This window comes from Amycolatopsis sp. PSD-21 (assembly GCF_055561455.1).
Window position 1 is genome coordinate 1,537,537 of the sequence record NZ_CM145712.1, and the last position, 16,618, is coordinate 1,554,154.

The window sequence follows — 16,618 nt, forward strand, 5'->3', positions numbered from 1 at the left end:
GAGATAAACGCGGGTGGACTCCCGCCGCCGGGTCCCACACCCCGGCGGCGGGGTCCATCCGCTTCCTCGAAGGGTGGGGTTTTCCTCACCCCAAGTAGGAGCTTTGCTTCAATGCGCCGCCCCCGGCCCTCGGACGATGATCGTCTTCGACATCGGAGCGAAGGGGTGGACGTCATGACACAGCGCCGGAAACGGTGGGGGAGACGGGGAGTGGCCGCCGTGGTGGTGGCAGGAGCGCTGCTCGCTCCTATGGCGGGCCCGGCTTTCGCGGACGAAGGCCCGGCCCCGGTGCGTTCGCTGGACCGCGCGGCGCATCCACTGCGCTCGACCGAACCAGGCCGGAACACCGCCGACCTGCGGGCGCTGGGCGGGATGATCGGCGGCACGAAGGTGGTCGGCCTCGGCGAGGCGACCCACGGTTCGCACGAGTTCTTCACCATGAAGGAGCGGGTGTTCCGCTATCTCGTCGAGGAAAGGGGCTTCCGGGCCTTCGCGCTGGAGCTGAGCTGGTCGGCGGGACTGGAGATCGACGAGTACGTCCAGAGCGGCGAGGGTGACGTCCGGGAGCTCGCGAAGCGGACGCTGGCCGGTTCCCCGTGGGACCGTGAGGAGTTCGTGAGCCTCATCCGGTGGATGCGCGAGTACAACCGCGCGCACCCCGGCCGCACCGTGCACTTCGTCGGTGACGATCTCGGCGCGCCATCGGTGAACGACGCGTTCTTCGCCAGGATCACCGACTACGTGCGGCAGCATCATCCGGCGGACCTCCCCCGGCTGAACCGGCTCTACACCGGTCTGCGCCCGATCGACGACGCGTTCGCCTACCTGCGCAAGCCGCTCGACGAGCGACTGCGGCTCGCCACGCAGGCGGAGCAGGCTTACGAGCTGATCAAGGGCTTGCCCGGTGCGGGCGCCCGGGAGTGGGCCGAGCAGCACGCCAGGTTCGTCGCGCAGACGGTCCGGTTCCTCGCCGTCGACCTCTCGGATCCGAAGGGCCTGCCCGCCGCGCAGATCCTGCGCGACCGGGCGATGGCGGAGAACGTCGCCTGGTGGCAGCGGCGGACCGGGCACAGGATCCTGCTCTCCGCGCACAACGGCCACGTCTCCTACGAGAGCGACAGCCCCGCGATGTACCCGAAGACCCAGGGCGCCTTCCTGCGCGAAACGCTGGGCCGGGACTACCTGCCGATCGGGTTCACCTTCGACCGGGGTTCCTTCCTGTCCAAGGACAAGGCCCTGGAGGGCGACTGGAAGCGCTTCTCCGTTCCCGCCGCGCCGTCCGGCTCGAACGAACACACCCTCGATCGGGTCCGGTTCGAGGACTTCTACCTGGACGTGCGCACCGCGCCGCCGTCCGCGCGCGCCTGGCTGGACACCGCCCGGCCCACCCGCACCATCGGCACGCAGTTCCCCGTCGATCTCGCGGCCGTCTCGCTCCGGCGGTCCTACGACGTCGTCATCCACCTGCACGACGTCCGCCAGGCCGATCTGAGAAGGTAGTGACGTCGCGCCCGTTTAGGGGGTTTTAACCCGTTTTACCTGGCGTGCCGCGACGGATCTCGGTAGTAGTCGAAGTGTTCCGGTACCCCCTTGTTCCAGTACTCAGCGGAGGAAATCCCTGATGTTCAAACGGATGCTCAGCGCCTTCGGGGTCGGCGGTCCGTCCGTCGACACCGTGCTCGACTCACCGCACGCCGTTCCCGGCGAGGTGATCACCGGCCAGGTCCGCATCCAGGGCGGTTCGAGCGACGCCCAGATCGAGGAGATCCTGCTTTCGCTGGTCACCCGGGTCGAGGTCGAACACGGCGATCACGAGCGCGCCGGAACCGCGGAGTTCCTGCGGGTCAGCGCGGGCAGCAAGGTGAAGGTGACGGCGGGGCAGCTGACCACGGTGCCGTTCCGGATCGCCTTGCCGTGGGAGACGCCGATCAGCGCGGTCGGCGGGCGTGAACTGCCGGGCATGGTCGTCGGCGTGCGGACCGAACTCGTCATCGCCGGCGCGCCGGACAAGGGAGACCTCGACCCGGTGCTGGTGGGGCCGCTGGAATCGCAGGACCGGGTGCTGGAGGCGTTCGGCGAGCTGGGCTTCTCGTTCCGCAGCGCCGACGTCGAAGCCGGGCGGCTGCACGGTGTCCGGCAGGAGCTCGGGTTCTTCCAGGAGATCGAGTTCTTCCCGCCGTCGCGTTACGCGGGCCGCGTCAGCCAGGTGGAGCTGACCTTCGTCGCGAGCCCGGACGACCTCGTGGTGGTACTGGAGGCCGATCGGCGCGGTGGCATGTTCCGCTCCGGCGGCGATTCCTTCGGCCGTTTCCACGTTTCCCACGAGGAGGCCCTGCGCACCGACTGGGCGGCGGCCATCGACGGCTGGCTGGCCAAGGTCGCCGAGTCCGGCGGCGGGCACGCCATGTTCGGCGGGCACCAGGAGCACTACGGCCACGAGTACGACCACCACGGGCATCACGGGCATCACGGCAGGCGTGGGCCGGGGATGGGCGGCGTGGTCGCCGGTGCCGCGGCGGGCGTGGTCGGCGGCATGATCCTCGGCGAGGTCATGGAGGATGCCTTCGACGGTGGCGACGAAGGCTTCGAGGAGTGATCCGGCTCCTGGGCACGCCGGCGCCGGTGTGCCCAGGGGTCACTTCGCGGTCAAGGGCGCCAAGGCGGCGTCGACCGCGTCGGTGAGCCGGCGCGGATCCGTCTCCGCCCTGGCCACCACGTGCAGGCCCTGCATGACGACGAGCAGCAGCCGTGCCTGTGCCGCGCAGTCGACGTCCGCGCGGACCTCTCCGGAACGTTGTGCGGCTTCGAGTCCCTGCGCGATACCGGTTTCCAGCGCTTCGAATCCACTGTGGACGATCTTGCCGGCGGCTTCGTCGGCAGGAAGCAGTTCGGCGGCGGTGTTGCCCAGCAGGCATCCGCGTCCCGGGGTTTCCCGTGCCGCCTCCAGGACGCTGAGCAGAAGCTCGCGCAGATGCGTGAGAACCGGTCCTTCGGCGAGCACGTCCGCCTGGTTCGCGGCGCCGCCCGCGTAGCGTTCCAGCGCGCGCAGGAAGAGTGCGTGCTTGTCGCCGTACGCGGCGTACAGACTTCCCGGCAGAATGCCGAGCTCCTCCTTCAGGTCGCGCATCGACGTGGCCGCGTAGCCCCGCCGCCAGAAGACGTCGAGCGCGCCCCCGATCACCTGGTCCTCGTCGAAGGATCGCGGCCTTCCCGTGCGTGGCATGGGCGCCATCGTACGACTTCTTGACAGTGCGTTCAAGAAGTGTAGCTTGGCTCGCATGGGACGTCTCTTCCTGCACATCAACGTTTCGCTCGACGGCTACATCGCCGACGCCGCGGGAGACGTCGACTGGCGGTTCGCCGACGACGAGTTCCAGGGGTATATCGACGAACTGCTGGAATCGATCGACGGCATGGTCTTCGGCCGCAAGGCCTACGAGGAACTCGCCGGCTATTGGCCGACCGCCGGGGACGAAGTCTCGGCCACGCAGCGGCGCCGGATGCACGAGCTGCCGAAGTACGTCCTGTCGCGCACGCTCCGGGCGGCGAACTGGCACAACTCTCACGTGATCGAGGACGCCTCGGCACTCTCCGGTCTCGAAGGCGACATCGCGCTCTTCGCCGGGGGAGGGGCCGCGACGTCCGCCGCCAGGCTCGGGCTGCTCGACGAAGTGCGGCTCGTGGTGAACCCGGTGCTCCTCGGGGGTGGGACGCGGCTTTTCGACGGTGAGTACGCGAAGACGGCGTTCACGCTCGTCGATGATCGAAGGTTCGATTCGGGCGCGCTTTTGCTCACCTACGCCGTTGATCGTGTGGCGGGGTAACCTCCCGTCGTGCCGGATCACGTCGATCACATTCTGCGCCAGTGGGCCGAAGCCCGTCCCGACCTGGACGTCTCCCCGATGGGGGTCATCGGGCGGCTGACCAGGCTGACCCGGGTCATGGAGGGCGAGCTGCGCAAGACGTTCGCCCGTCACGACCTCGACCGGTCGTCGTTCGACGTCCTGGCGACCCTGCGCCGGTCCGGCACGCTGACCCCCGCCGACCTGATGCGCTCGGCGATGGTCACCTCCGGTGCGATCACCCAGCGGCTCGACCGGCTCGAAGAGCGCGGTCTGGTGGTCCGCGCGCCCGACGAGACGAACGGCCGCCGGGTGCTGGTCGACCTCACGGAGCAAGGGCGCGAACTCATCGATCGTGCCCTGCCCGATCACGTCGACACCGAGCATCGGCTCCTGAGCGCGGTCAGCCCCGAGGAGCGGGACGAACTGGCCGTTTTGCTGCGAAACCTGTTGCGGTCACTGGGGGATGTCGCTCTCGACGACTGAGGTGCCAACTCGTTTGACTTAGCGCTAAGCATCGAATAGCTTAGCGCTAAGAGGTTCGCGGGGTCGTCCCGCGTGCCGTCGATCCTTCTGGTGCGAAGCACCCCAGGGGCGGAATCGCCGTGCCCGCAGGGGTTTCTTTGTCATGCTCGTCATCGAGAGAGAAGAAATGGCCACCCGAACCGAAAACGCGCATTCGACCCTGAAGGGCTGGGCAGGGGTCGCCGCCATCACCGCCAGCCTGTTCGTCTTCCTCACCACCGAACTGATGCCCGTCGGCCTGCTCACCCCGGTGAGTTCCAGCCTGGACATCTCGGTGGGCGCCGCCGGCCTGATGGTCACGCTGTACGGCGTCTCGGCAGGCCTCGGCGTGCCGTTCGTGGTCGCGTGGACGCGACGGATCAACCGGCGCGTCCTGCTCTCCACGTTGCTCGCGATCCTGACCGCCGGCAACCTGATCACCGCCCTCGCGCCGGGTTATCCCCTGGTCCTGGCGACCCGGCTCGTCATGGGCTTCGCCAACGGCGCGTTCTGGGCCATCGGCGTGGGGATGGCGATGCGGATCGTCCCCGAGCGCCACGCGAACCGGGCGGCGGCCGTCGTGATGTCCGGTATCTCCATCGCCACCGTGCTGGGGATGCCGCTGGGTACCGTCCTGGAACGCCTCGTCGGCTGGCAGTCCACGTTCCTGATCTGGAGCGGGCTCAGCGTCCTGGTCTTCCTCGCCGTACTCGTCCTGGTGCCGTCCCTGCCGTCGGCGAACGCGGTCCCCGTCCGTGAGGTCTTCGGCCTGCCGCGGGTGAACGCGCGCCTGCGGTCGGTGCTGATCACCGTCGTCCTGTTCGTGCTCGGGCACTTCGGCGTCTACACCTTCATCCGTCCCTTCCTGGAAGGCACTTCGTCGGCGTCGCCCGCCTTCGTCACGGTGTGCCTGATCGTCTTCGGTGCCGGGGGAGCGGTGGGGAACTTCGTCGCGGGGCATTTCGTGGCGAAGAACGTGCTCGTCAGTTTCGCGGTCGGAGCGGCCGGACTCGTGACGTCGCTGTTGCTGCTGCTCGTGGTCGGCCACGGGCAGGTCGGGGCGTTGATCGCGCTCGTGCTCTGGGGACTGTCCTACGGCGTGGTGCAGCTGAGTCAGCTCACCATGACGCAGCGGTCCGCGCCGGACACGTTCGAGGCCGCCATGTCGCTCAACACCTTGGCGTACAACACTTCCATCGCTCTGGGCGCGTTGTTCGCGGGGCTGCTCGCCGACCACGCCGGGATCACCAGCGTGGTGTGGTTCGGCGTGGTGCTGACCGCGGCGTCGCTGCTGTTCACGGTCGGCACCCGCCGGACCTGATCAGAACCAGTGCAGGCAGTGCGGCGCGCGTTCGGTACGGAACAGCGCGTCGGCGAGCGCGGCCGCGTCCGGGCGATGGGCCCGGACGCGGCCCGCCCGCACGAGCAGGCTCGGGGCGGTGCCGCCGAGATAGATCGAGCCAAGGTCGCTCACGTCCAGGGAAAGGTCGGGGTCGGCGCCGGTCGGGACGCAGTCCGCCTCACCACCCCGGACGGTGAGCAGGTACCGGCCGCGTTCGCCGAGTGCCGGGTCGTCGACGTCGAGGACGAGCTCGCCGTCGGTGGGCCAGCCGCGTGCGGTGAGCGCGCGGGGTACGTCCAGCAGCCGCACCCAGAGCCAGTCCGTGTCGCCGCCGACTTCGCCGGCGCGGAAGTCTTCGAGCTGCCACCGCAGCGGATGGTCTGGCGGGCAGTGCTTGAACACGACCTCGGTGACCAGGTCGTGTCCGAGCGCGAACCGGGCGAGCGCCGTGGACACCGCGTCGTCGACGGCGATGGTCTCGTCGACCGTCAGCGTGCTGGGCTCGGTGAGCGAGTACGAGGCGTACCCGTCCGGCGCGCCGTCGGCGTCGCGGTGCAGGGCGATGTAGCGCGATGCCCGGGAGATCGGCGGCTGCCCGGCGCCCAAGGACCACCAGCGGTGCGGCCGCGACAGCGCGCCGGGCCGGGCGCGGCGATACCGGTCGTAGATCTCCTCCAGGAGTTCGCCGCACTCGGCCCGGCGCAGCACCTCGATCGAGCCACCGGCCGTCCCGACGGCGAGGGCGGCCCGATGGCGCGGCACCGTCAGACGCCGGGTGTAGGTCGCCGGGCCGTAGCCGAACCGCCGGTAGATCAGCGCTTCCGATGCCAGCAGGACCGAGAGGAACTCGCCCCGTTCCCGGAATTCGGCAAGCTGATGCCGCATCATCGCGCTGAGTACACCGCGCCGCCGATGCGAGGGCAGGACGCCGACGGCGGTCACCCCGGCGGCCGGGACGACGACGTCACCCGGCAGCGTGAGCTCGAAGGTGTACGCGGCGGCCGTGCCGACGGGCCGCCCGTCGTCGGTCACCGCGAGCAGGCCACGGTCCAGTTCGAGCGCGGACCAGGTCTCGCCCGCGGTGTCCGGGAACCGGGCGAACGCGGCGAACATGGTGTCGACGAAGACGTCGCGGTCCTCGGCGGTCGTGGAACGGATCTTCATCGCCCCAGTGCATTGCCGTTCCCGCGTGGCGTCAAGCGATTTGCAGGTCGAGGAACCCGGCGTACCGGCCACCGAGCCGGACCAGCGTGTCGTGGTCTCCCTCCTCCACGATCCGGCCGCCGTCCAGGAACACCACGTGGTCGGCACGTTCGACGGTCCGCAGCCGATGCGCCACCATCACCACGGTCCGGCCCGCCATGAGCCGCTCGATGCCTTCGTGGACGGCCGTCTCGTTGACCGGATCCAGCGCCGACGTCACCTCGTCGAGCACCACGATCGGCGCGTTCTTCAGCAGCGCACGCGCGATCGAGACCCGCTGGCGTTCCCCGCCGGACAGCAGCGCCCCGCCCTCGCCGACGTTCGCGGACCAGCCGCCGGGCAGCCGTTCGATCACCTCGTCCAGCCGGGCCGCCGTCGCGGCGGCGCGCACCTCGGCGTCGTCGGCGTCCGGGCGGCCGAGCCGGATGTTCTCCTCGATGGTGCCGTCGAAGAGGTGGACGTCCTGGAAGACGATCGCGATCCGCGACATCAGGTCCTCGGTGCCCATCGCGCGGACGTCGACGCCGCCGACGCGGATCGCTCCCGAATCCACGTCGTGGAACCGCGCGAGCAGTTGCAGCACCGTGCTCTTCCCGGCACCCGAAGGGCCGACGACGGCGAGCTTCTGTCCTTCATGGACGGTCAGCGAGAGCCCGTCGAGCACCGTCCGGCCGCCGCGCGTGAAGACGACGGACTCGAACTCGAGATCGTGCCGCTCCGGCCGGACGGGGTCGGGCGGTTCGGGCAACGGTTCGGTCCGCAGCAACGCGTCGAGCCTCGTCAGCACCGAACGCGCGCCGCGGAGCTTGCCCCCGATGTCGGTCAGCGAGAGCAACGGATCCGCGCAGCGGGCGGCCAGTACGAGGATCGTCAGCACCTCGGGCGCGCCGATAGCGCCGCCGAGCGCGAGGAACGCGCCCAGCACCAGCAGGCCGGTGAACATCGCCTGCACCGTGAACGTCAGCCCCACGACACCGGGCAGCGCCGAAAGCGTGGACCGGCGGTTCGCCCGCTGAAGATCCCGCAGCGAGTCGTCGAGCAGCCGGAATCGTTCCGCGGCCCGTCCGCCCGCGCGCAGCACCGGCTGCGCCTGCAGATATTCGATGACCCGCCCGGTGGCTTCGGTCCCGCGTTCCGCGGCCTCTTCGTCGGCGGCGGCCATCGAACGGCCGGTCCAGACCTGGATGGCCGCCACGACCGGGGCCGCGATCAGCGCGGCCAGCCCCAGCCGCCAGTCGAAGACGAGGATCACGAACACGATCGTCAGCGGGGTGACGCACGCGGCGATGAACGGCGCCAGCAGATGCGCGATCACGCCCATCGCCTGCAGCACCCCGGGTCCGGCCAGCGACGACACCTCACCGACCCGTTTCCCGCCGTACCAGCCCATCGGCAGCCGGGAGAGATGGTCGCCGAGCCGGTGGTACATCCCGCGCAGCAGCGTCGTCCCGGCGCGGAAGCCGGAGAGATCGGCGCGGTACCGCAGGATCGCGAACACCGAGAAGGCCGCGCCGAACGCGATCAGCCACGGGACGGCGTCGCCCGGAGTGCTTCCGAGCAGCGCCCGCAGCAACGGGACCAGGAAGGCGTAGGACAGGCCTTCGACGATCGCGGTCGCCGTCATCAGTGCCACCGTGCGCCGTACCGGCGGGGCGTGGTCGGGTCCGAGGACGCTCAGCAACATCCGGATCATCGAGGTTCCCCCAGTGGTTCGGCGGAGCGGTGGGAACGCCAGAAGGCGGCGAACTTCCCGTTCCGTGCCAGCAGATCCGCGGGTCTGCCGCGTTCGGTGATGGTGCCGTTCTCCAGCAGGACGACGGTGTCGGCGTCGACGACCGTCTCCAGCCGGTGCGCGATGACCAGGACCGTCCGGTCGGCCCGTGACGTCGCCAGCGCCCGGCGCACGGCCAGTTCGGTCTGCGGGTCGGCGAACGAGGTCGCCTCGTCGAGCACCAGGACGGGTGTGTCGGCGAGCAGCGCACGGGCGAGTGAGATCCGTTGCGCTTCGCCACCCGACAGTCCGGTTTCCTCGTGCAGCACCGTTTCGTAGCCGTGTGGCAGTTCGAGGATCCGGTCGTGGATATGTGCGAGCCGGGCGGCGCGCACGACGTCTTCGCGATCGGCGTGCGGCACGGCGAGCGCGATGTTGTCCGCGACCGAGGCGCGCAGCAGGCGGACGTCTTGGAACACGAAGGAGACGTTGCGGTACAGCTCCCGGCTGCCGATCTCACGCAGATCGGCGCCGCCCAGCAGCACGGAACCCTCTGTCGGGTCGAAGAACCGCGGAAACAGAGTGACCAAAGTGGACTTTCCACCGCCGGACGGCCCGACGAGCGCGGTGACCGTGCCGGGTTCGAGCACCAGATCGATCCCGCGCAGGACTTCGCGATCGGCCTCGTAACCGAACCGGACGCCGCGCAGCTCCACCCGGTGGCCTCGCGGCGAAACGGGATCAGACGGCTCCGGCAGTGACGGCACTCCGAGCACCTCACGGATCCGGCCGGTCGCGCGGCGGGCGGCCTGGAGTTCGTCGAAGCCGTGGCCGAGCGCGGCGACGGGTGCGGTCAAACCCAGGCCGAGCACCAGGAACGGCAGGAGATCGACCGGGGCGAGCCCGCCGCCGGTGATCAGGAGCGTGCCGCCGATCAGGACCACCAGCAGGACGAACGGCGGCGACAGCGCCAGCTGCATCCCCGCCGCCGGCCCGGCCATACCGTGCACCCACCGGGTGAAGGTGGCGACGAAGGCGTCCGCCGCGGTGCGGAACCTGCGATGGGCGCGGCCGGTGCCGCCGAACGCCTTGACCACGGCGATGCCCTGGACGAATTCGACCACCGAGTCCGAGATCCCCGCCATTCCCCGGTCGAACTCCTCCTGCTCGCGCAGCCGGGAAGGCGTCATCATCAGCGGGACCATGGCCACCGCCAGCACCACCGGGATCAGCGTGATCAGGGTGAGCCGCCAGTCGACGGTGAGCAGGTAGCCCAGCGACACCAGCGGGACGACGAAGGCCGACACGAGCTCGCCGGGGGTGTGTGCGATGAACGGGTGCACGGCCCCGACGTCCTCGCCGACGACCTTGGCCAGTTCACCGGTGCGGCGGCTGGAGAACCAGCCGATCGGCACGCGCCCGAGTCGTTCGGCGAGCAGACGGCGGAACGTGAGCTGGACCCGGCCGTCGAGCAGATGCCCGATCCCCGACGACGCGGCCGTGAGCACCAGCCGGACGAACATCCCGGCCGCGCCCAGGATCACCGCGGTCCAGACCCGGCTTTCGTCGACGGGGCCGGACGTCAGCAGCGCCCTGCCGAGCTCGACGACCGCGAGCAGCGGCGCCAACCCCGAGATGGCGCCGATGACCTGAAGGACGACCACCGCGGCGAAACTCCCAGTGAACGGGCGCAGCAACCGGGTCGCCGTGGGTGCCGTCATGATCCGGCCAGGGCGCGGCGCAGGACGCCGCCGAGTTCGTCGATCTGACGGCGGGACACCTCGGCGGAGAGGATGGCCTGCGACCCGTGGAAGGTGCCCGCCCACTGGTGCAGCTCGACCGAGACCCCCGCCTGCAGCAGACGGAGCGCGTACTCGATGTTCTCGTCGCGATTGGGGCAGAACTCGGCGGAGGCCACGTACGCGGGCGGCAGCCCGGAGAGATCCGTGGCCCGTGAAGGGGCTGCATACGGCGAAGGGGCGGGCTTTCCGGCCAGGTAGTGCCCCCACGCGGCGGTGATCTTGGCGCGGTTCATCCACGGCGTGTCGGTGAAGTTCCGCGCGGACCACGACTCCTGCCGGTCGTCGAGCCCCGGCTGGTTGAGCAGCTGGAAGCAGATTGGCGGGCCGCCTTCGTCGCGGGCGCGCAGTGCCGTCGCCGCCGCGAGTCCGCCGCCCGCGCTGTGCCCGCCGATCGCGATCCGGCCGGGGTCGACGCCGAGTTCGGCCGCGTGGTCCGCCGTCCAGTTCAGCACGGCGTAGACGTCGTCGAACGCGGCCGGGAACGGGTTTTCCGGTGCCAGCCGGTACTCGACCGAGATCACCGTCGCGCCCGAGGCTTCGGCGAGCCGCGCCGCCCAAGGATGTTCGGTCTCCAGGTCGCCCATGACCCAGCCGCCGCCGTGCAGCCAGATGACGGCGCCCTCCGCCGCACGCGGCCGGTAGATCCGGATCGGGACGCCGGGGTCACCGGGCACCGTCCGGTCTTCGACGTCCATGTCCGAGGTGTCGGGCTGCGGCACGGACGTGGCCAGCTTCGCGAAGCTCACGCGGTCCGCGACCGGGTCGTCGAGTTTCGCCTTCGGGAACAGGGCGATGAAGGCTTCGAGTTCGGGATCCATGACCACGATCCTTCCGGCTCGGCGGCCGGAAGGCGGCCGCCATCCGTCGCGTGTGATCGCCCCTTCGCGCGACGATCGCCGCGTACGCTCGCGGACATGGAGGCACTGGCCGCGCGGTTGTCGCATCTGGATCCCGACGTCGAGGGCGCGATCAGGGTCGTGATGTTCTACGACACCCTGATGCGGCGGCGGGTCGACCTGCCCGCGCTCGCCCGCGCCACCGCGGGTCTGGCGGAATGCGTGGCGGGTATCCGGCTGCACAGCACGGGACGCACCCTCCGCATGGCGCCCGACGGCCGCGAAGCCGCTCCGGCTTCCACACCGCCGTCCATCTCGTTGGCGATCACCCTCGACGACGAGGAGATCGGCACGGTGTGGCTCGAACGCGAGGGAGCACCCGTCGCCCTCGACGAAGCGGTGCTGGACCGGCTCGCGATCGCCGTGGCGACGGTCGTCGAACGGTACGGGCCCGCCCGCACCACCATGGCCGATCCGGCGCTGGTGGAGCTCGTGATCAGCTCCGCGAGTGACGACGCCGCCAGGAACCGGGCGTTGCGGCTGCTGGGTTTCTCCGCCGACGCGCCGATCCGGGTGGTCGCCGTCCGGTCGGGACTCCCGCTCGAGAAGGTCGGGAGCCTGATCTGCCCCGGCCGCCCGGTCAAGGCCGCGTCCCTCTCCGACGTCGGCATCATCCTCGCCACCGCGGTGGACGCGGAGCGCTTCCCGGAGGACGTACGGGCGGGGATCGGGGAGGCCGAGTGCCCGCATCGGTCCTGGCAGGACGCCAGGACGGCGTTGCGGTTCACGACGTCGCGCCGTCCGGTGATCCACCACGGCGAACTCGGAGCGTTGGCGCTGCTCGCGCGGATCCCGGAGGAGGACTCGCGGGCCAACGTCGACGTCGTCGCGATCTCGGAGCTGGCGGCGGATCCCGAGGACCTGCGGACGCTGGACGCCTACTGCGCCACGGGTTCGGTGCGCCAGGCCGCGGATTCCCTTCACCTGCACCACAGCAGCGTCGCGCGCAGGCTGACCCAGATCGGCAGGTGCCTGAGCATCGACCTCACCGATCCGCTCGGGCTGACCCGCGCGAGGCTCGCCCTCACCGCGTGGCGGCTGCTCGGCGACTGACTACCTAATGATCTTCGCCGGGTACTCAAAGATCACCGCCGCCCGTCATGGAAATAAATAGGTAGCCGGCGCGAACTTTCGTCGGTTTCCGGGTTCCCTTGGCACGACACAGAATCAGCGCGTTCGTCCCCACTGAAGCGGCCGGAACCCCGCCGCAGAAATGAGTCGGAACATGCGACTGCGCTCTCTCGTCCTGCTCGCCGGCACCGCCTTCATGGCGTTGCTCGGCTCGACCGCCCCCGCCGCGACCGCCGCCGAGCCCTCGGGCGTGCAGCCGATGATCATCGGCGGTCAGTACGCGCAGAACGCTCCCTGGGCGGCCCGGCTGTTCGTGAACGGCCAGCAGAACTGCAGCGCGACGATCATCGCGCCGCAGTACATCCTCACCGCGAAGCACTGTGTCGCCAGCAGCGGCAGCTACACGTTCCGGATCGGCAGCCTCGACCAGCAGAGCGGCGGCACCATGGCCACCGCGGCGAGCATCACCCGTCACTCGGGCGCGGACCTCGCCGTCGTCCGGCTGACCAGCTCGGTCAACGCCACCTACGCGCCGCTCGGCACCACGAGCAACGTCGCGGTCGGCCAGAACGTCCAGGTCTACGGCTGGGGGGCGACCAGCCAGTGCGGCTCGGAGATCAACTGCCAGTCCCGGTACCTGAAGGTCGCGACCGTCCGGGTCAACTCGGTCAACTGCAGCGACTACAACGGCGGCGTCGCGGTGTGCGCGAACCGCGTCGACGGCATCACCGCGGGCGGTGACTCGGGCGGCCCGATGTTCTCCGGCGGCCGCCAGGTCGGCGTCGCCTCGACCAGCGACCGGTCGAACAACACCGCCTACACCAACATCACCCGGTACCGCAGCTGGATCCAGCAGATCGCCGGCGTCTGACCCGCTCGTCAGTGGTGAGGGCGGTCGAACCCGTCCTCACCACTCGCGAGACCCAGGGCGCTCGGTACCGCCGGGTGCTGGGGCTTGGCCGGGGGTTGCGAAAGCCACTTTCGCAACCTTCAACGTTGCGAAAGTGGCTTTCGCAACGTTGGTCCTGGCCAGGCCTGGTGATCATGTCGCGAAAGCCACTTTCGAGACGTCTGACGTCCCGAAAGTGGCTTTCGCGACACCGGCTCCAGCCCCCAGTCTCCCGCAGACTCCACACACCGGGCCCGGGGGTCAACGACGGCCGGAAGCCAGTAGGTGCCTAAGACACCCTCGGCTAGAACCGTCCTCACCACTCGCGAGACCTAGCACCTTCCGCCACCCTCCTATTTGTCAAGTGACACTCACCCTCTAGGCCGATCGACGCGATAATGTGGCGGTCGGCGCCGGTGGGTCGGCGCCACGGACCTTGGGAGGGGGCCAGTGGCGCGACCGACGCGGGCTCTCGACCGCACGATCGTCGTAGTGGACGTCGTGGGGTTCACCGCGCCGGACCGCAACCGGCTCGACAGGCTCGCCGTGCACCAAGGCATGTACGAAGTGCTGAAGACGGCTTTCGCCGAAAGCGGTATCGATTTCGATTCCTGCGCGCACGAAGACCGCGGAGACGGCGTACTGGTCCTTCTTCCGCCCGGAACGACGAAAAGCCTGGTCGCCGATCTGCTGCCGGATCGCATCGCGGTCGCCCTCCGCCGGTACAACCACACGCGGACGCCGCAGGCGCAGATGCGGCTGCGGGTGAGCCTCAACTCCGGCGAGGTGATCGACGACGGCAACGGATGGGTCGGTGAAGCGGTCGACATCGCCTTCCGCATTCTGGACGCGCAACAGGCGAAGGACGCGTTCGCGGAATCCGGACGGATGATCGCGTTCATCTGTTCGCAGCGTTTTTTCGCCGACGTCATCGAAAACGACCCGGGCCTGTTGCCCGAGTCGTACAATCCGATACCCGTTTCGGTGAAGACCTTCACCGGAACGGCTTATCTGCGGCTGCACGGAGAAATCACCGCACCGGTCGCCAAATCGCCCGATCCGGCGGTAGTGGCCGCCGAAGACCTGTTTCTGGCCGACCTGGACAGCGCCGTTCTCGATCTGATCCCCCGTAAGGATCTGGCCGGCCTGCACCGGCGGCTGACCGGGCTGGAAGTCCCCCATCTGGCGGTCATGGTGAGCCGCGCGCTCGGTCCCGCGGTGCCGTTGCCCCGGCTGGACGGCGTCACCGACGCGTGGGGCGCTTTCCAGCTGCTCGCCGACTTCAACGCGGGGCCGGACGGTGTGCCACCCGCCATCACTTTCCTCGGCCTGCTCGCGGAAAACGTGGTGGGCGAGCCCGCGGCCATGATCGCGAACTGGATCGGCGACCAGGCCCGGACACTGCGGCTCGGCCCCGCCCTCGTGCACCAGCGGCAGAGCAGGCCGCCGATTCCGGAACGGCCGCATCTGCATCTGATGATCATGCTCGAACCGGTTCCCGGTGATCCGACGCGGTGCACGCTCGCGTTCTGGCGGCAGGACGATCCGGAGGTCTGGCCGCCGTCGCTCGGCGGAGTACGCGAAATCGGGATGGACGAGGTCGAGTTCCGGGTCGACGACGTCATCTTGGAGACTGAAGGCGTCTGGTCCGGCCAGAGCATGTCGGCGTCGGTGGAATTCCTGCTGCCGAGGACGTTGATCAATTTGCCCGTGCAGCGCTGGGCGAAGGAACATGAGACCGGCCATCCCCAGCCGTTGCGCTACGGGTACCGGCTCGGAATACGGTCGTTGGAGAGGATGCGGGCGAGGCATTGGCATCGCGCATGGCATGTTCGCTGGGATTCGATGGTGAAGGACCCCGCCGCCGACCGGCTGCACTATTCCGGGTGCGCGGAGTTCGAGGATCACCCGATCGACGCCATCCTCAGCGACGAGCACTGGGTGGGCCTGGTTTTGGCGAAACCCCCGTCGCCCCAAGCGGAACCGGGCGGCGCGCCGGACGAACTGACGAGCGCGCTCCGCAGCGGGCTTCCGGTGGTGCTCTGGCATCCGGACGCCGAGCCGGAGAACCTGCGCGAGTTGCTCGACTGGGTATTGGCCGCGGACAGCGGTTTTATCGAACTCCCGGATCGCCGCAAACTGGCGAATTCGGGTGCGGCGGTACCGTTCAAGAATTCTCTGGCTCACGATCTGGTGGTAATGTGGGACGACCCGAAACGTGTGATCGTTCTGGACCAGCCGTTGATCCCGACTCGACTGTAAGGGGACGCCGCGGATGAGCGGGAACGATCAGGACGCGGCCGTGAACGGCCGGACGCCGCAGATCGATGCACCCGATTGGTGGATCTACCGGGGCACCGGCAGGCCCATTCACGACATCGATCTCGCGCAGCTGCTGCCCGCGCCGCCGCCGTGGCGTTCCTACCGCGGTGATCCGCCACCGGAGAACGACGTGCCACCGCCGGACGACGGCGAGGCGGAGCGCCGTCTCGGCACCGCGTTCACACTTTCGGAGCTGACCGTCGACGCCGGCCAGCTGAACATGGTCAACGCCGCCCTGTATCTGCGTCGCCCGTTGCTGGTCACCGGAAACCCCGGAACCGGGAAGTCGAGTCTCGCGTACCGGATCGCCAGGGAACTCGGCCTCGGCCGGGTGCTGCGCTGGGCGATCACCAGTAACACCGCGCTGAGTTCCGGGCTGTACGGCTACGACGCGATCGGCCGCGTCCAGGCCGCGGCGACCAGTCAGGCGCAGCGCGGCGGCGAGACGGAAGAGCCACCGATCGGCGACTTCGTCCGCCTCGGCCCGCTGGGCACCGCTTTTCTCCCGAGCAGGCTGCCGCGGGTACTGCTGATCGACGAGCTGGACAAATCCGAAGCGGATCTGCCCAACGATCTGCTGTCGGTCTTCGAAGACGGCGAATTCTCCATCGACGAATTGGCGCGAGTGCGCAACCGGCACCCCGAAGTCACCGTGCACACCGCGGACCCGCAGCGCACCGCCGTGGTCCGGGACGGCCGGGTCGCCTGCCACGCCTTCCCGATCGTCATCATGACCAGCAACGGGGAACGCGAGTTCCCGCCCGCTTTTCTGCGCCGCTGCCTGCAATTGCGGATCGAGAACCCGGACGAGGAGCAGCTCGCGGCGATCGTGGCGGGTCATCTCGTCGGCGAGAACGGCGAGCACCGGGACAGGCTCATCCGGGAATTCGCCGAACGGAGCAAGGCGGAAGGCGGCCTCCCCACCGACCGGCTGCTCGACGCCGTCTATCTGGCGACGTCCGGCGCGTACCAGCCCGATCAGGAGGCATGGCCGCGGCTGGTGGACGCCCTCTGGCAACGACTGACGGTGCGGTGA

The 16,618-nt window shown here is 69.5% G+C and carries 14 protein-coding genes; 9 read left to right on the plus strand and 5 right to left on the minus strand.

What is annotated here, in order from left to right; translation table 11 throughout:
• The first annotated feature begins 210 nt into the window (after positions 1–210).
• On the plus strand, positions 211–1,500 hold the full coding sequence (locus ACZ1DY_RS07745; protein WP_465483989.1) for an erythromycin esterase family protein: 1,290 nt from the start codon (positions 211–213) through the stop codon (positions 1,498–1,500).
• Positions 1,501–1,621: 121 nt separating this feature from the next.
• Positions 1,622–2,596, plus strand: a complete 975-nt coding sequence (locus tag ACZ1DY_RS07750; RefSeq protein WP_465483990.1) for a sporulation protein — start codon at positions 1,622–1,624, stop codon at positions 2,594–2,596.
• A gap of 39 nt (positions 2,597–2,635) precedes the next feature.
• On the opposite strand, the gene ACZ1DY_RS07755 is transcribed toward ACZ1DY_RS07750, so the two are convergent.
• Positions 2,636–3,223, minus strand: coding sequence for a TetR/AcrR family transcriptional regulator (locus ACZ1DY_RS07755; protein ID WP_465483991.1), 588 nt, complete (start codon positions 3,221–3,223; stop codon positions 2,636–2,638).
• A gap of 55 nt (positions 3,224–3,278) precedes the next feature.
• Between ACZ1DY_RS07755 and ACZ1DY_RS07760 the strand changes: the two genes are divergently transcribed.
• The 3 genes from ACZ1DY_RS07760 to ACZ1DY_RS07770 all read left to right on the plus strand — a co-directional run bounded on the left by ACZ1DY_RS07760 (position 3,279) and on the right by ACZ1DY_RS07770 (position 5,667).
• Entirely contained in the window at positions 3,279–3,824 is a 546-nt protein-coding gene (locus tag ACZ1DY_RS07760) for a dihydrofolate reductase family protein (protein WP_465483992.1), read from the plus strand.
• A 9-nt stretch (positions 3,825–3,833) separates the two neighbouring features.
• Positions 3,834–4,328: a MarR family winged helix-turn-helix transcriptional regulator gene (locus ACZ1DY_RS07765; protein ID WP_257488807.1), complete on the plus strand. Its 495-nt coding sequence runs from the start codon at positions 3,834–3,836 to the stop codon at positions 4,326–4,328.
• A 166-nt stretch (positions 4,329–4,494) separates the two neighbouring features.
• Positions 4,495–5,667 (plus strand): MFS transporter, encoded by a 1,173-nt coding sequence (locus ACZ1DY_RS07770; RefSeq protein WP_465483993.1) that lies wholly within the window; start codon positions 4,495–4,497, stop codon positions 5,665–5,667.
• Here ACZ1DY_RS07770 and ACZ1DY_RS07775 read toward each other — a convergent pair whose 3' ends face one another.
• From ACZ1DY_RS07775 to ACZ1DY_RS07790, 4 genes are read right to left on the minus strand one after another with little or no spacing between them, the layout of a single operon-like run.
• Positions 5,668–6,852: a GNAT family N-acetyltransferase gene (locus tag ACZ1DY_RS07775; protein ID WP_465483994.1), complete on the minus strand. Its 1,185-nt coding sequence runs from the start codon at positions 6,850–6,852 to the stop codon at positions 5,668–5,670.
• 31 nt (positions 6,853–6,883) lie between these two features.
• The gene (locus ACZ1DY_RS07780) at positions 6,884–8,584 is read right to left on the minus strand and encodes an ABC transporter ATP-binding protein (RefSeq protein WP_465483995.1); all 1,701 of its coding nucleotides are present in this window, start codon (positions 8,582–8,584) and stop codon (positions 6,884–6,886) included.
• Positions 8,581–10,323 carry an ABC transporter ATP-binding protein gene (locus ACZ1DY_RS07785; protein ID WP_465483996.1) on the minus strand — a complete coding sequence of 581 codons (1,743 nt, stop codon included), beginning with the start codon at positions 10,321–10,323 and terminating at the stop codon, positions 8,581–8,583. The genes ACZ1DY_RS07780 and ACZ1DY_RS07785 overlap by 4 nt, the downstream gene beginning before the upstream one ends.
• Positions 10,320–11,222, minus strand: coding sequence for an alpha/beta hydrolase (locus ACZ1DY_RS07790; protein WP_465483997.1), 903 nt, complete (start codon positions 11,220–11,222; stop codon positions 10,320–10,322). The genes ACZ1DY_RS07785 and ACZ1DY_RS07790 overlap by 4 nt, the downstream gene beginning before the upstream one ends.
• Positions 11,223–11,318: 96 nt before the next feature.
• Here ACZ1DY_RS07790 and ACZ1DY_RS07795 point away from each other — a divergent pair, with 96 nt between their 5' ends.
• From ACZ1DY_RS07795 to ACZ1DY_RS07810, 4 genes are all read left to right on the plus strand, one after another.
• On the plus strand, positions 11,319–12,353 hold the full coding sequence (locus tag ACZ1DY_RS07795) for a PucR family transcriptional regulator (RefSeq protein ID WP_465483998.1): 1,035 nt from the start codon (positions 11,319–11,321) through the stop codon (positions 12,351–12,353).
• Between the two features lie 172 nt (positions 12,354–12,525).
• A complete protein-coding gene (locus ACZ1DY_RS07800; RefSeq protein ID WP_126733912.1) occupies positions 12,526–13,242 on the plus strand; it encodes a S1 family peptidase in 717 nt (238 codons plus the stop codon).
• Positions 13,243–13,710: 468 nt separating this feature from the next.
• Positions 13,711–15,522, plus strand: coding sequence for a VMAP-C domain-containing protein (locus tag ACZ1DY_RS07805; RefSeq protein WP_465483999.1), 1,812 nt, complete (start codon positions 13,711–13,713; stop codon positions 15,520–15,522).
• Positions 15,523–15,535: 13 nt separating this feature from the next.
• Positions 15,536–16,618, plus strand: coding sequence for an AAA family ATPase (locus ACZ1DY_RS07810; protein WP_126733910.1), 1,083 nt, complete (start codon positions 15,536–15,538; stop codon positions 16,616–16,618).

Excerpts from the sequence above, each read along its gene's own strand:
- ACZ1DY_RS07780 (WP_465483995.1), bottom strand. The coding sequence starts at position 8,584 with ATGATCCGGATGTTGCTGAGCGTCCTCGGACCCGACCACGCCCCGCCG.
- ACZ1DY_RS07755 (WP_465483991.1), bottom strand. The coding sequence starts at position 3,223 with ATGCCACGCACGGGAAGGCCGCGATCCTTCGACGAGGACCAGGTGATC.
- ACZ1DY_RS07775 (WP_465483994.1), bottom strand. The coding sequence starts at position 6,852 with ATGAAGATCCGTTCCACGACCGCCGAGGACCGCGACGTCTTCGTCGAC.
- ACZ1DY_RS07785 (WP_465483996.1), bottom strand. The coding sequence starts at position 10,323 with ATGACGGCACCCACGGCGACCCGGTTGCTGCGCCCGTTCACTGGGAGT.
- ACZ1DY_RS07800 (WP_126733912.1), top strand. The coding sequence starts at position 12,526 with ATGCGACTGCGCTCTCTCGTCCTGCTCGCCGGCACCGCCTTCATGGCG.
- ACZ1DY_RS07790 (WP_465483997.1), bottom strand. The coding sequence starts at position 11,222 with ATGGATCCCGAACTCGAAGCCTTCATCGCCCTGTTCCCGAAGGCGAAA.
- ACZ1DY_RS07760 (WP_465483992.1), top strand. The coding sequence starts at position 3,279 with ATGGGACGTCTCTTCCTGCACATCAACGTTTCGCTCGACGGCTACATC.
- ACZ1DY_RS07770 (WP_465483993.1), top strand. The coding sequence starts at position 4,495 with ATGGCCACCCGAACCGAAAACGCGCATTCGACCCTGAAGGGCTGGGCA.
- ACZ1DY_RS07810 (WP_126733910.1), top strand. The coding sequence starts at position 15,536 with ATGAGCGGGAACGATCAGGACGCGGCCGTGAACGGCCGGACGCCGCAG.
- ACZ1DY_RS07795 (WP_465483998.1), top strand. The coding sequence starts at position 11,319 with ATGGAGGCACTGGCCGCGCGGTTGTCGCATCTGGATCCCGACGTCGAG.
- ACZ1DY_RS07750 (WP_465483990.1), top strand. The coding sequence starts at position 1,622 with ATGTTCAAACGGATGCTCAGCGCCTTCGGGGTCGGCGGTCCGTCCGTC.